The sequence below is a fragment of the Oribacterium sp. genome (genome assembly GCF_057249185.1).
In genome coordinates, this window is sequence record NZ_DBHIGR010000001.1 from 40,025 (window position 1) to 53,648 (window position 13,624).

The 13,624-nt window shown below is 45.4% G+C and carries 13 protein-coding genes; 10 read left to right on the forward strand and 3 right to left on the reverse strand.

Translation table 11 applies throughout. From position 1 onward, the window contains the following. Window positions 1–256: 256 nt before the first annotated feature. From ACO4PX_RS00170 to ACO4PX_RS00180, 3 genes are read right to left on the reverse strand one after another with little or no spacing between them, the layout of a single operon-like run. Window positions 257–1,171, reverse strand: coding sequence for an HAD hydrolase family protein (locus ACO4PX_RS00170; protein ID WP_485570821.1), 915 nt, complete (start codon window positions 1,169–1,171; stop codon window positions 257–259). Next, a complete protein-coding gene (locus ACO4PX_RS00175; RefSeq protein WP_472450118.1) occupies window positions 1,168–2,157 on the reverse strand; it encodes an SPFH domain-containing protein in 990 nt (329 codons plus the stop codon). The genes ACO4PX_RS00170 and ACO4PX_RS00175 overlap by 4 nt, the downstream gene beginning before the upstream one ends. A gap of 5 nt (window positions 2,158–2,162) precedes the next feature. After that, a complete protein-coding gene (locus ACO4PX_RS00180; RefSeq protein ID WP_472450119.1) occupies window positions 2,163–2,492 on the reverse strand; it encodes a hypothetical protein in 330 nt (109 codons plus the stop codon). Window positions 2,493–2,954: 462 nt separating this feature from the next. Between ACO4PX_RS00180 and ACO4PX_RS00185 the strand changes: the two genes are divergently transcribed. The 10 genes from ACO4PX_RS00185 to ACO4PX_RS00230 form a co-directional block, all read left to right on the forward strand. Then, window positions 2,955–3,878, forward strand: a complete 924-nt coding sequence (locus tag ACO4PX_RS00185; protein WP_472450121.1) for an alpha/beta fold hydrolase — start codon at window positions 2,955–2,957, stop codon at window positions 3,876–3,878. A 47-nt stretch (window positions 3,879–3,925) separates the two neighbouring features. Then, window positions 3,926–4,273, forward strand: coding sequence for a DUF3783 domain-containing protein (locus ACO4PX_RS00190; protein WP_007158284.1), 348 nt, complete (start codon window positions 3,926–3,928; stop codon window positions 4,271–4,273). Window positions 4,274–4,390: 117 nt separating this feature from the next. Beyond that, window positions 4,391–5,119, forward strand: coding sequence for a signal peptidase I (lepB, locus tag ACO4PX_RS00195; RefSeq protein ID WP_007158283.1), 729 nt, complete (start codon window positions 4,391–4,393; stop codon window positions 5,117–5,119). 108 nt (window positions 5,120–5,227) lie between these two features. After that, window positions 5,228–6,622: an aminopeptidase gene (locus ACO4PX_RS00200; RefSeq protein ID WP_448974968.1), complete on the forward strand. Its 1,395-nt coding sequence runs from the start codon at window positions 5,228–5,230 to the stop codon at window positions 6,620–6,622. Between the two features lie 63 nt (window positions 6,623–6,685). After that, window positions 6,686–8,041, forward strand: a complete 1,356-nt coding sequence (gene tig / locus ACO4PX_RS00205) for a trigger factor (protein ID WP_485570824.1) — start codon at window positions 6,686–6,688, stop codon at window positions 8,039–8,041. A 249-nt stretch (window positions 8,042–8,290) separates the two neighbouring features. Beyond that, entirely contained in the window at window positions 8,291–9,187 is an 897-nt protein-coding gene (locus tag ACO4PX_RS00210; RefSeq protein ID WP_485570826.1) for an amino acid ABC transporter substrate-binding protein, read from the forward strand. 193 nt (window positions 9,188–9,380) lie between these two features. Next, complete coding sequence (locus ACO4PX_RS00215; RefSeq protein WP_472451174.1) at window positions 9,381–10,031, forward strand: amino acid ABC transporter permease; 651 nt, start codon at window positions 9,381–9,383, stop codon at window positions 10,029–10,031. A 58-nt stretch (window positions 10,032–10,089) separates the two neighbouring features. Beyond that, the gene (locus tag ACO4PX_RS00220) at window positions 10,090–10,854 is read left to right on the forward strand and encodes an amino acid ABC transporter ATP-binding protein (RefSeq protein WP_183683468.1); all 765 of its coding nucleotides are present in this window, start codon (window positions 10,090–10,092) and stop codon (window positions 10,852–10,854) included. Window positions 10,855–11,265: 411 nt separating this feature from the next. Continuing rightward, a complete protein-coding gene (locus ACO4PX_RS00225) occupies window positions 11,266–12,387 on the forward strand; it encodes a hypothetical protein (RefSeq protein WP_472451176.1) in 1,122 nt (373 codons plus the stop codon). Window positions 12,388–12,560: 173 nt separating this feature from the next. Further along, the coding region (locus tag ACO4PX_RS00230; protein WP_485570828.1) for a BMP family lipoprotein at window positions 12,561–13,624 on the forward strand (1,064 nt) is incomplete at its 3' end.

A 13,624-nucleotide genomic window follows, 5' to 3' on the forward strand; every position in this document is an offset into this window, starting at 1 on the left:
CTTGCTAATATCACTTCTTTCGTGTTTCTTTTAAAGTTTATGCTTAGCGTGTAGGGTGAGAGCTAAGAGTGTACCTCTTATTACAAGCTATACTGCTCGAAAGATGATGAATACTCGTCTTGCTAATATCACTTCTTTCGTGTTTCTTTTAAAGTTTATGCTTAGCGTGTAGGTAAGAGCTAAGAGTGTAGCTCTTGTCACAAGCTATACTGCTCGAAAGCTGATGGATACCCGCCTTGCTATCATCGCTTCTCCATCATTTCTTCTGCGTTTCGTTATAGTTTAGAATGTAGTCCACCGCCTGGGGCAGGCCGCCCTCCAGGATTGGGGCGGTGATGTAGTTTGCCACAGCCTTACATTCTTCTTTGGCGTTGCCCATGGCGATGCCCATTCCTACATGGGAGAGCATGTCCACATCATTCCAGCCGTCTCCGATGGCGGCACATTCCTCTTTTTGAATGCCCAAAGCCTTGCAAATGGCTTCGATACCGGAAACTTTGGAAATATTTCTTTTGGTCACATCAAAGGACAGACCGTCGGACCAGCGAACCAAATGGCAGTCCGGAATTCTTCTTTCCAGCTCTTCAACTTGCTCTTCCTGAAGTACCGGAATCAGCATATAAAGAGGATTCTTTCTGGCTTCCGACAGGGGAAGGATGGGAGGAAGGCCGGATTTGATTTCCGAAAGACAACGTAACAAAGCATCATTTACAAAGTTGGCGTAGAGCCTTCTCTCTTCCAAAAATAGAATGGGAAAGGTGTTTTCTTCCGCCATGGCCAGGACATTTTCCACCATTTCTCCGGGGATGGCTTCTTGTAAAAGTACCTCTCCGTTTTTTGGGTCAAAGTAAGGCAGGGGAAGCCCTGCCTCATCAATCAGGAAGTGGTAGTCCTTCGGCTTTTTGGCGCCCTGCTTTTGGAATACATGTCTTGCCTTATCAGGGTGCAGGATATAGTCATAGCCTCCGTCCAAAGTGACAAAGGCATCGAAATACATATCCTCCACCAAGCCTTCATTATAAATTTCCACCCAGTGCCTTCCGGTGGCAATGGCACAAAGCACTCCTGCCTCCCGGGCTCTTCGGACGGCAGCCTTGCTATCCTCCGGAATGATTCCGGTTTCAAAGGGACGAAGAGTGCCGTCGATATCAAAGAAGATGATTTTTATCATGCTTCCTCATTTCCATTTACCGCTTCAAGAGTATCAGAGGTAGAGGTAGAGATAGTCTCAGCCGCAGGAGCAGAGGGGGAAACGAGGGTTTCCTTCAAACTGCTTAACAAGCCTGCCATATTTTGGATATCGGAAGGAATAATAATCTTGGTAGCCTTTCCATTGGACACTTTGGCAAAGGTTTCTAAGCTGCGAATGCGAAGTACCGCATCATCCGCACCGGCTTCCTTCAAAAGACGAATACCTTCCGCCTCCGCTCTTTGCACATCCAAAATCGCCTGAGCACGACCTTCAGCCTCTTGAATTTCTTTTTCCTTCTGGGCTTCCGCCGCAAGGATGACCTTTTTCTTGTCCGCTTCTGCATTCAGGATTGCTGCCTCCTTGTTACCCTGTGCGGTACGGATTGCCGCTTCCTTGTTACCTTCTGCAAGAGTAATAGCCTCTCTCTTCTCACGCTCCGCCTTCATCTGCTTCTCCATGGCCTCACGAATAGCATCAGGAGGAAGAATGTTCTTTAACTCTACACGGTTAACCTTGATTCCCCAAGGGTCGGTAGCCACATCCAAAAGAGAACGCATCTGGGTGTTGATTTCATCACGGGAAGTTAAAGTGGTATCCAAGTCCATGGAACCGATAATGTTACGAAGAGTAGTAGCGGTTAAGTTTTCAATGGCGGCAATGGGGTTCTCCACACCGTAGGCATAAAGCTTTGAATCGGTAATCACAAAGAAAACAACGGAGTCAATGCGCATGGTAACATTATCCTTGGTAATAACCGGCTGGGGAGGGAAATCCGCTACCTGCTCCTTTAAGTTAATTCTCTTGGCAATACGATCGGCAAAGGGAATCAGGAAATGAATACCCGGACGCCATACGCTATGAAAACGTCCAAGACGCTCTACAACCATGGCACAGGCCTCCGGTACGATACGAATCGTGGTGCTGACTAACAGAACGATAACGATTAAAAAAATAATAAATGGCATAATCTCTATCCTTTCTTCTTATTGTAGGAAAATGTCGGTTTCGGCGGAATTGTTTTCTTCATAACCGTATCCACCATTTGAGACTGACTGGGATTGTGTGCTTGTTTTAGGGGATTTACTTTGGGAGAAATCACCGAGGAGCCTTTGTGATCCACTTTGTTTAATAAGGTGACTTTTCGCCCATTTCCATGATATTCACAGAAATCATCCGGAAGAGAATGGGAGCGATTAATAAATACCCGGTCATCCAAAACCCAGGGATTCTTCACAATCCTTTTGCAAATCGGACAAACACGATTCACTAAGGTAGAATCACATATCGGGCAAATCAGCATAAACCCTCCTTTCATAAGTCTTAAAAAATTTAACAAATGCAACCTTTTAAATATAGCACAATGTATAAGAAAAGAATAGGGAGAAAGGGGATGTAATAAAATCGGATTTTGGTGCAAGTTTTGGCAGTACAGGTCTAAAAGGGGGTAATCTGAGCCCCTCAGTACTTACTGAAAGCGAGCAAGGCGATGCTTGAAGTTAGTACTGCTACGAGGCGAGGTTAGCGAGAGCGTGCCCCCGACTAGACCTGTACTGCCAAAACTTATTTATTCTTTTTTATTTTATAACAGCCCCTTTCTTCCTTTGAAAAAATTATAAAAATTGTAAAGAGATAAGAAGCTCTTTTCTTGTATCTCCTGCGGAAAGCATGATATTATGATGAGTATTGAAAATCCTGATAGGAGGCTTTCGTGAAGGCCGATATAAAGCTTTCGTGAAAGCCGATATAAAGCAAAAGGAGAAGGATGGAAAGAAGAGAGTGGAAAAGGGAAGCCAGCAACGGGCTTGGGAAAATTTATAATGTTCTGTGGCAGGAGGAAAGTCTTGAAAAGAAGGGGATTCTTTTTGTTCTCCACGGGATGCAGGGGCATATCGGAAAATATCGTTATCTTTTTGAGTACATGGCGAAGCAGGGCTATGTGGTTTGCGGTATGGATATTCAGGGACATGGAAAAAGTGCCAATATTCCCGGCTACTTTGGAGACATCTCCGGCTGGGAAAGCATTATTCATGATATTCATAGAAGCCTCTTGCAGATAAAAAAATGGTTTCCGAATCTGCCGATTTTTCTCTTCGGCCATTCCATGGGTTCCTTCCTGGCAAGAGACTATGCTGCACGCTATGGGGAAGACTTAAAGGGCTTACTGCTTTCCGGAACGGCAGGGGGAAGTCCTGTACTGCTTCCGGTGCAGGGCTACATTGCTGTCCAAAAGAAGCTTCGGGGAGCCAAGGATGATGCGCTAAAGGAAAGCATTCTCCTGGCGAAGTATTTCAACAGACATATCCGAAATCCCAAGAGCCTATCTGCTTGGATTTGCACTAAGGAAGAGGTGAGTCAGGCAAATGCCCGGGATCCTTTGGCAGTGGGCTTTACCCTGGGAGCTTATGCTGACCTCTTGGCTGCCCTGGAAAGGGTTAATGAATATTCGGAAATCAAAAAGCTGAAGGATATTCCCTGCTTCTTTTTTTCCGGCGGTGCGGATCCGGTGGGAGAATACGGAAAGGGACCGGCAAGTCTATATGCTATGTTAAAGCAACTGGGAAATCCCAAGCTTAAGCTTCACATTTTCCCTAAATTACGGCATGAAGTGTTGAATGAAGAGGTACGTCCGATTCTTTTACAGGAAATGACGGCGTTTATGGAAGAGCTAAGACAAGAACGTAACTAGGATAGAAGATAAAATAAAGCGAATGAAATTACCGGGAAGGAGAGGAAATGGAGAAAAAAATACTCTATATCCATCGAAAAGATGTCGATAAAGTAAATAAAGTCCGGGGTGTGGCCATCATCCGAAAGATTCGGCTACTGTCTGCACCGGAAGAGGAAATACTGAGTCTGCCGGAGGACGCGGAGCTTTTGAAATTCATCGGATTTTCCCCCAAGGAGGTGGGAGAATTTTTAACGGATTTGAAGAAGCTGGGCATCCGGGTGGATTTAAAATGTATGGAAACGGAGCATAATAGGGATTGGAGTCTTTTGCAGCTGTATAAGGAGCTGGAGGAAGAGCATCAGTATATGACCGCAAGAAGACAAGAGCAGCAGAACGAGGAAAATCCTTCTTAAGAGAACGATTTTTAAATAAGAAATAGTTTTCTTAAATACAAAAGAACTATTCTTGAATAAGAAAAAGTCTTCTTAAATACAAGAGAACTATTCCTGAATAAGAAAAAGGGAGAAGCTATGCAGGAAGAGCAGGATAAGAAAAAGAGCAGTCGGAAAAAGCCCCAAAGCTTTATGGGAGAGCTTTTTGAGTGGGTGAAGATTCTTTTGGTGGCGGGAATTGCCGCATTTATATTGAACAACTATGTGATTGCCAATTCCACCATTCCTACAGGATCCATGGAAAATACCATTATGGCGGGAAGTCGTGTTTTCGGTTCCCGGCTTCATTACCGTTTCGGACAGGTGGAAAGAGGAGATGTGGCTATCTTTTTGTATGGCTACCAATGTCGAAACGACCATCAGATTTATCGGGAAAATGATAAGGGAGTCTGCCCCTATGACGGCCGGGAGGATAAGAGAAACCAGGTTATTTACTATGTAAAGAGAGTCATCGGCATGCCCGGAGACCATGTGGAAGTAAAGAAGACCGGAGAGGTGGATGCCGGCATGATTAAGAAGCTTGCGGTGCAGTCTTCCTCCGGAAAAGTGCCGGTGGGTACCGTATACATTAACGGAAAAGCCATTACGGAAAGCTATTTACCGGAGCCCATGATTGTGGACGGTAACCAATTCCCGGAGGTGGATGTGACTGTGCCGGAGGGCTGCTACTTTATGATGGGAGACAACCGAAACAATTCTGCGGATGCCCGTTTCTGGGGAGAAAACCAGTTTGTAAAGCGGGAGAAAATGCTGGCAAAGGTATACATTTGCTATTGGCCTTTAAACCGTGCAGGATTAATACATTAGGTCGGAACAGACAGTAGAGTAAAAAAGCGGTGAAACTCCGCTTTTTTTCACATTTTCAACACAGGAACACAGTAGAATCTTAAAAAACGCATTGAAGGAGGTGCCTTTATGGGAAAGACAGAGGGACAGAAGTTAGAAGAGAAGTTGTGTTTTAAGCCTCAGCATATCGCGAAGGAAAGACCGGAGGATTTGCAGAAGGCTATGGACTTTGCGGAGGGCTACAAGACCTTCTTAGACCATTCCAAGATTGAAAGAGAATGCGTAAAGTACAGCGAGGAGCTGGCGAAGAAGGCGGGCTATAAGGAATTTACAAGAGGTGTGAAATATAAGACCGGAGATAAGCTGTACTTTATCAATAGAGGCAAGAACATTTTCCTGGTAACCATGGGAAAGAAGCCCCTGGATCAGGGAATTCACTTTAACATTGCCCACATTGATTCTCCGAGAATCGACTTAAAGCCCAATCCTCTTTATGAGCAGGAGGAGCTTTCCTATTTTAAGACACACTACTATGGAGGAATTAAGAAGTATCAGTGGAGTACCATTCCTCTGGCTCTTCACGGAAGAGTGATGTTCCGGGATGGTAAATATGTGGATTTTGACCTTGGCGAGAAAGAAGGAGATCCAATCCTGGTGATTACTGACCTGCTTCCCCACCTTTCCAAGAAGCAGGACGACCGTAAGTTAAGCGACGGTATCCGGGGAGAGGAGTTAAATATCCTTTTGGGCTCTACCCCCATTGATGACAAGGAAGTAAAGGAAGCCTTTAAGCTGAAGATTCTTTCCATTCTTCATGAGCAGTACGGTATGGTGGAGCAGGACTTTATGCGGGCTGAGCTTACCTTGGTTCCTGCACAGAAGGCTTGCGATGTGGGACTGGATCGTTCCATGGTAGGTGCTTACGGACAGGACGACAAGGTTTGTGCCTATACCGCTTTGATGGCGGAGCTGGAGTGCAAGACTCCGGAATTTACTTCCCTTACCGCATTGGTGGATAAGGAAGAAATCGGCTCCACCGGAAATACCGGAATGCAGTCCGATGCGCTTCTCCACTTTGTAGAGGATTTGGCGGAGTGCGAGGGAGAGAGAGTACGGGATATCCTGAGAAATTCCATCTGTCTTTCCTCCGATGTAAATGCAGCTTATGACCCGACCTGGGCGGATGTATATGAGAAGCAGAACTCCTGTTTCTTTAACCATGGTCCGGTTCTCACCAAGTACACCGGTTCCAGAGGAAAGGGCTATTCCAATGATGCTTCCGCAGAAACCATGCAGAAGGTTATCGGCTATATGGAAGATGCCAAGGTTTGCTGGCAGGTGGGAGAGCTTGGTAAGGTAGACGAAGGCGGCGGAGGAACCATTGCCATGTATATGGGCAATATGAATGTGGACACCGTGGATTTAGGGGTAGCGGTTCTTTCCATGCATGCTCCATTTGAATTGACAGCTAAGCTGGATGTTTATTATACTTACAAGGCATTTTTAGCTTTCAATAGAGAGTAAACTCATTGGCAGCAAAAATATCGAAAACAGGAAAAGAATTTTTCCAAGAAACTAAGGAGTATTATGAGAAAAAGAAAATTATTTGCATCGGCAGCCATTCTGGCTATGGCGATTATGGCAGCAGCCTGCGGCAAGAAGACAGAGACTAAGGAATCCGAGAAGGCTTCCGGAAGTGAAGTAAGTTCCTCCACCTTAACCGAGGACAGTCCTGAGATTAAAGAGCTGGAAGCTCTGAAGGTTCCTGCTGAGCCTAAGCTTTCCGAGATGGGAAGCATCACAATCCCGGATTTAAAGAGCATCACCGTTACGGTAGCACCTTTGGAGAATGTTACCCAGGAAGAAGTGGACAATGCCATCCAGCAGACTCTGGATCAGAATCCTACCGTGGTAGACGATGCAGCCAAGGAAGGAGATACCGTAAATATCGACTACAGCGGCTCCATTGACGGAAAGAAGTTTGACGGCGGTACAGCGGAGAAGCAGGATTTAAAGCTTGGCTCCGGACAGTTTATCCCCGGATTTGAGGATCAGCTGATTGGTAAGAAGGCCGGAGAAGACGTTACCGTAAAGGTTACCTTCCCGGAGAACTATGGCAATGAAGAGCTTGCCGGTAAGGCTGCGGAATTCGCGGTAAAGATTCATGAAGTAAAGCGTCCCGCTACCTTAACGGATGAATGGGTAAAGAATTATGACGGCACCACTGCAGAAACCGTAGAGAGCTACCGTGATCAGGTTCGTGAGCAGCTTCAGGCCAGAAAAGACTTTAACTACCACTCCAACATTCAGGATCAGGCAATTCAGGCGATTAGTGAAAAAGCCACCATTAAGCCTTCCGAGAAGCTTATGGAGTACGCAAAGGCTTACCTTTTAGATGCAACTCTTAAACAGATGAAGAGCTACGGTATGTCCGTTGCGGATATCATCAACATGTCCGGAAAGACCGTTGCAGAGTATAAAGAGGATGCCTATGCCAGAGCGGAGGATTACGCAAAGCAGCTCTTCTTAATGCGGAAGCTGGCGGACGATCAGGGCATTAAGGTAACGGATGCTTTATTGGATGAGCTGGCTGAGGCAGAGTCTTCCTTAACCGGAGAAAAGACCAATCGTGTGAAGCTGATTGAGCAGTACGGTAAGGAGCTGGTAGAAGAAGCGGCTATCCGTAATAAAGTGATGGAATACGTTGAGTCTCAGGTTACCGTAAAGAATGAAGAGCCTTCCGTAATCATGGAGCAGGACAGCGACAAGGGCAAGGAGAGCAAGGCAAGCGAAGCCGAGACAGAGGCTGCAAAGGAGCAGGAGTCTTCTGCAAGCAAAGAATCCTCCAAGGCTAAGGACGATTCCAAGAAGAAGGAAGAGACTATCGCTTCTACAGAGGAAAGTTCTGTAATGGCTACCATCGAAACCAAGGCAAAAGAGTAATAGACAGCAGCGGAAATATATTTCGCTTTATGGAAAAAGGTCTGAAAAAGGGAAGTTTCCCGATTTCAGGCCTTTTTTATGCGTAATGAGTACCACTTTCCCAGTGTGGGATATCTCCTTTGCCCTGGATGTATAGCCGGAAACTCTGTAATATCTTCTAAAAAAATCTTGACAAAAACACTTTAGCATAGTAACGTATTAGCATGATAGCAAATCAAAGTAAAAATAGAGAAGGAAAGGGAGAAGAGTATGAAAAAGTTTGGAAGAAATCTTTTATGGATGGCAACTGCAGGAGTTTTGGCACTGGGAATGGTGGCTTGCGGAGGAAAGAGTACTACCGGAAGTAGCTCCGGAAGCAAGGAAGAGGGCAGTACTCAGGCAGGCAGCGAGCAGGCCGGTACCGAGAAGGCAGGAGAAAAGGCAGAAGCCAAGGTGGAGGGAAGTAACGGAAGCTTCACCGTGGGTTTTGACCAGGAATTCCCTCCCATGGGCTTTGTGGGAGAGGATGGAAACAACACCGGCTATGACCTGGAGCTGGCAGAGGAAGTGGCAAAGAGATTGGATTTGACCTTTGTACCCAAGCCCATTAACTGGGATGCCAAGGATTTAGAATTAAATTCCGGAAACATTGATTGCATCTGGAACGGCTTCGGTATGGAAGGCCGTGAGGACAGCTATACCTTTGTGGGACCTTACTTAGCCAATAAGCAGGTTTTTGTGGTAAGAGAGGACAGCGATATCAGCAGTCTATCCGATTTAAAGGGGAAGGCGGTAGAGGTGCAGAAGGATTCCACCGGACTTACCGCATTAAATCGAGAGGAAAATAAGAGCTTAAAGGATAGCTTCGGCAGCCTCACCGAGGTGGGAGACTACCAGAATGCCATGATGGATTTGGAATCCGGTGCCTGTGATGCCATCTGCATGGATTCCGTAGTGGCGGAATACCAGATTAAGACCTTTAAAAAGAAGGCAAAGGTTCTTTCTGAAAGCCTGACAGAGGAGCAGTACGGTATCGGCTTCAAGAAGGGAAATACCGAGCTTGCGGATAAAGTGAAGAAAACCCTTTTGGAAATGAAGGAAGAAGGCGTGATTGATAAAATCAATGAAAAATGGTTTGGCACAACGGAAGGTTTTATTTTACAATAGGAAAGACAAAATTTTGAAACGGTAAATAAAGGCGTTTTGCAGAGAGTAGTATGGAACATTCACAAACACAATAGAGTGAATGGATCAAGAGAGAAAGACGAAATCAATAGAACAAGACGAAATCAATAGAATAAGACTAAATCAATAGAGTAGTAGAGAAAAAAGACTAATAAAAACGAAAAGGGGAGAAAAAATGGAGTGGACAGTGGTGCTGTGGAAGCTGGGAGAAGGATTGCTTGTGAGTCTGGGAATCTTCGCCATAACCCTCCTTTTTTCTTTGCCCTTAGGTCTTTTGGTGGCTTTTGGGAGAATGCATAAAAACCCCTTGATATCGGGAATCATCAAAATCTACATTTCCTTTATGCGGGGAACACCCTTAATGCTACAGCTTTTTATGGTGTATTACGGCCCCTATTACATTTTCAAAGTAAGTCTCCATCCGGGTTACCGCATGACAGCGGTATATATCGGATTTATTCTGAATTATGCGGCATATTTTGCGGAAATCTATCGTTCTGGAATTCAATCCATGGACCGGGGGCAGTATGAGGCGGCGGAAATTCTCGGTTACAGCAAAATGCAGTGTTTCTTCCGTATTATCCTTCCCCAGGTTTGGAAGAAGATTCTTCCTTCCATTACCAACGAGGTGATTTCTTTGGTAAAGGATACTTCTTTAGCCTTTTCCATTTCCGTGATGGAAATGTTTACCCAGGCCAAGGCCCTGTCTTCCTCCCAGAGCTCTATGTTCCCCTTGATTATGGCAGGAGTGCTTTACTACATTTTCAATTTTGTGGTAGCCTTTATTATGGAACGGATGGAAAAGAAGATGGCGTATTATCAATAGAATTGGATGGAAAAGAAGATGTGGGAGTGCCCATCTGAGGAATCAATAGGAGAGCGGAATGGCGATTTTAGAAATGAAAAATATCCGAAAGGCATTTTCGGGAGAGGAAATTCTGAAAGGAATTTCCCTGTCCTGTAAGGAGGGCGAGGTACTCAGCATCATCGGACCCTCCGGTTCAGGAAAGTCCACATTGCTTCGCATTGCCACCCTCCTGGAAAAGGCGGAGGGAGGAGAGCTTTTCTACGACGGAAAGGCGATTTTTTCGTTGACGGAAGGGCAGAAAAAACAGGCAACGAAGGAAGAAAAGGAAGAGGCCAAGAAGCTTTTCGGCCTGGTGTTTCAGAACTTCAATCTTTTTCCCCATTGGACGGTTGTGAAAAATGTGATGGATCCCCTGATTCATGTGCAGAGAAAAACAAAGGAAGAAGCGGAAGAGAAAGCTAAAGCAGTGCTTTCCCAAATGGGGCTTTTGGAAAAGGCGGAGCAGTATCCCTATTCCCTCTCCGGCGGACAAAAGCAAAGGGTGGCCATTGCCAGAGCCCTGGCCTTAGAGCCGAAGATTTTATTTTTTGATGAACCAACCTCTGCACTGGATCCGGAGCTTACCGGAGAAGTGCTTTCCGTGATTCGCTCCCTAAAGGGACAGAAGATGGCCATGGTGATTGTTACCCATGAAATGACCTTTGCCAAAGATATTTCCGACCGCATCCTTTTTATGGCGGATGGAGAAGTAATCTGTGAGGGAAGTCCGGAGGAGGTCTTTTCTTCGGAGCAGGAAAGAATGAAAAGCTTCCTGGGAAATTATCAGAATCTTCTTTCTTAAAGCCTGCTCTTAAAAGAAATGGAATGGGGAAAGTAAGAATATCGTAACTTTTTTTCGCTGTTTTTTGAATTTATCGAAAGCAAAAAGGCAGAAAAATAGCTTGGCAATGTGTAAAAGTGTAATTTTTGTGGATAAGTCCTCTTAAAATCCCATTTTTGGGAAAATGTACAAAGGACTTATCCACATTTTTGTTGAAATGGATGAAATGCTGTTTTGAAAGCGAAAGGAATGAAAACTTGCTTCTTAATCTTCTGTTCCCTATTCCTTTGAATGAAAAAATTGAGTCAAGGGAAGAAAGGGGAATCCGGGATTAGGCGGTAGAAGAGGAAGCTCTTCCCAAGACAAGGGAACTAGGCTACAATATGGGACAGAAGTTTTAGGAAAAGAGCGGAAGAAGGGATTTACGGTGTAATGGGGAAGAAAAAAGGAGAAAAGCCGGAAGGGGAAGAAGCATTTGCTAAGAAAGAAAAAAGCTTAGCAAAAAAAGCGGAAAAGAAGGCGGAGAAAAAGCGGCAAAGGCAGGAAAGAGAGCAGGCTCTGGAGGCAAGGATTGCGGCTTTGGAAATGGCTTTACAGGAAAAACAGAAGAGAACAGGAGAACCGAATTTCGAGGAACAGAGTGTAAAAGAAGCGGAGGAAACGCTGCCGGAAGCTTCGGAAGAGTATGGGGAACAAGAGCAGGACGCTGTAGAACAGGATAATCAGAGGGATTCGGAAGAGGAAGCTTTAGAACAGGATAGTCAGAAGGATTCGGAAAAGGAAGCTTTAGAACAGGAGAATTTGAACGTTTCGGAAGAGGCAGAATCGGTAGTTATTGAAGAAGCTTCCGAAAGGAAAGGGATACCGGTCTTTGTAGAGGCTCGTTCTTCCTTCTTTTCTCCGGCACTGCCTTCCTCCGGAGCAATCAAGGAATTTTTGCAGGCACCGAAGCTTTTACGGGGAGAAATCCGGGAGTATTTGGCGGATCCGGAGGAGGCCATGCTGAAGGAGAAGGAAAAGACAGGGCATAAAAGTACCTCTCTGCTTTTTACCATCAGCTTGCTTCTGATGTTTTTCATCGGCTTATACCTTTCCAACGGAAATCCGGCGGCCTCTCTTCAGTTTTCCCTGCTCTATGCCTTAAGCTTTTTGCTCTTACCCTTCTTCCTCCTTTTATTTTTTTCAGAGGGAAGGAGCTTTTCCGACCTGTTTTACCTCTTTACCAGGGGAAGACTGGCGCTCTACCTTTTAGCAAGTCTTTCCTTTTTTTCCTTATTGTTAGGATTTCCCCTGTTTTCCGTCTTTCTGTTTCTTTTGGGCATACCCTTGGGCATTGTACTGGACTATACAGCCCTGAAAATAGAGTACGGCCAAAGTGGAAAGGTTCTGAAAATCTGCTTTTTATACAGCATTTTCGCCTTAAGCCTCTTCCTCTTTTTCGGCTTCTGTTTTGTGGGTTTCAGTCTGCTAAATTATATTCTGGGGCGTTTATGGGAAGGAAATCTGAACCTGAAAGGCTTTTTAGAGTTTTTGCTTTCTCATTTTCCGGAATAGGCTTTTGTTCATCTTCTCTATTTTTTCAAGCAAAATAAACAAAGGAACTGACTTGTCACTGTATTCTTTCTTTTCTATAATGGGAGGGTACATGTGACAAGTCTTTTGTTATTTGCCGGGGAGGTCGGATGAAAACGGCGGATGGAAAAGACTTCATCTAAGGAGGACGAGAAATGAAGAAAAGAATCTTTGCGGCATTCCTGGCTTTGACCATGGCATTCAGCTTAGCGGCTTGCAGTGCTTCCGGCGGAGAGAAGAAGGAAAGTGCCAAGGCTAGCGAGCAGGGTTCGGAGAAGGCATCTGAAGCCGGTTCCGAGAAGGCAGAGGAGAGCAAGGCGGAAAAGAAGGATGCATCTTCCGGAAAGGGCCTGAAGGTTGGTATTGTTACCGACGTAGGAGGAGTAAATGACGGCTCCTTCAACCAGTCTGCTTGGGAAGGCTTACAGAGAGCACAGAAGGAGCTTGGTATCGAGGCAAAGTATCTGGAGTCCAAGACCGATGCGGACTACAAGCCAAACATCGAGACCTTTGTGGATGAGGACTATGATTTAATCATTTGTATCGGTTATGCTTTGGCAGATGCTTTAAAGGCAGAGTCCGCTTCCAACCCGGATGTAAAGTTTGCCATCGTGGATGATGCTTCTTTAGCGGATGTTTCCAATGTTACTTCTCTTATGTTTGAGCAGGCACAGGTTTCTTATCTTGCAGGATATGTTGCAGGAAAGACCACCAAGAAGAATACCGTAGGTATCGTTTTGGGCATGGCTACCGACATGATGAACCAGTTCGGATACGGCTACACTGCCGGTGTTTTGGATGCCAATGCAAATGCCAAGGTTTTACAGGCCAATGCCAACTCCTTTGCAGATACTGCAGCAGGAAAGACCGCAGCAAACAACATGGTAACCAATGGGGCTGACGTTATTTTCCAGGTAGCCGGCGGAACCGGACTGGGCGTAATCGATGCTTGTAAGGAAGCTAAGATCTGGGCTATCGGTGTAGACAGTGACCAGAGCTCCATTGCTCCCGAGACCATTTTGACCTCCGCTATGAAGAGAGTGGACAATGCGGTATTTGATGTAAGCAAGGAATTGGTGGAAGGAAACATCAAGGGCGGCGTAAAGACCTACACATTGGCTGATGAAGGTGTAGACCTTGCTCCCGGCACAGAGAACATTGATCCTGCAGTGGTTAAAGAAGTTGAAGAAATAAAGAAGAAGATTGTTTCCGGTGAGTT

What these genes read in the sequence shown, in the direction of transcription:
- ACO4PX_RS00215 (WP_472451174.1), top strand. Translation starts at nt 9,381, where the DNA reads ATGGAGTGGACAGTGGTGCTGTGGAAGCTGGGAGAAGGATTGCTTGTG.
- ACO4PX_RS00210 (WP_485570826.1), top strand. Translation starts at nt 8,291, where the DNA reads ATGAAAAAGTTTGGAAGAAATCTTTTATGGATGGCAACTGCAGGAGTT.
- lepB (WP_007158283.1), top strand. Translation starts at nt 4,391, where the DNA reads ATGCAGGAAGAGCAGGATAAGAAAAAGAGCAGTCGGAAAAAGCCCCAA.
- ACO4PX_RS00180 (WP_472450119.1), bottom strand. Translation starts at nt 2,492, where the DNA reads ATGCTGATTTGCCCGATATGTGATTCTACCTTAGTGAATCGTGTTTGT.
- tig (WP_485570824.1), top strand. Translation starts at nt 6,686, where the DNA reads ATGAGAAAAAGAAAATTATTTGCATCGGCAGCCATTCTGGCTATGGCG.
- ACO4PX_RS00185 (WP_472450121.1), top strand. Translation starts at nt 2,955, where the DNA reads ATGGAAAGAAGAGAGTGGAAAAGGGAAGCCAGCAACGGGCTTGGGAAA.
- ACO4PX_RS00225 (WP_472451176.1), top strand. Translation starts at nt 11,266, where the DNA reads ATGGGGAAGAAAAAAGGAGAAAAGCCGGAAGGGGAAGAAGCATTTGCT.
- ACO4PX_RS00175 (WP_472450118.1), bottom strand. Translation starts at nt 2,157, where the DNA reads ATGCCATTTATTATTTTTTTAATCGTTATCGTTCTGTTAGTCAGCACC.
- ACO4PX_RS00200 (WP_448974968.1), top strand. Translation starts at nt 5,228, where the DNA reads ATGGGAAAGACAGAGGGACAGAAGTTAGAAGAGAAGTTGTGTTTTAAG.
- ACO4PX_RS00170 (WP_485570821.1), bottom strand. Translation starts at nt 1,171, where the DNA reads ATGATAAAAATCATCTTCTTTGATATCGACGGCACTCTTCGTCCCTTT.
- ACO4PX_RS00190 (WP_007158284.1), top strand. Translation starts at nt 3,926, where the DNA reads ATGGAGAAAAAAATACTCTATATCCATCGAAAAGATGTCGATAAAGTA.
- ACO4PX_RS00220 (WP_183683468.1), top strand. Translation starts at nt 10,090, where the DNA reads ATGGCGATTTTAGAAATGAAAAATATCCGAAAGGCATTTTCGGGAGAG.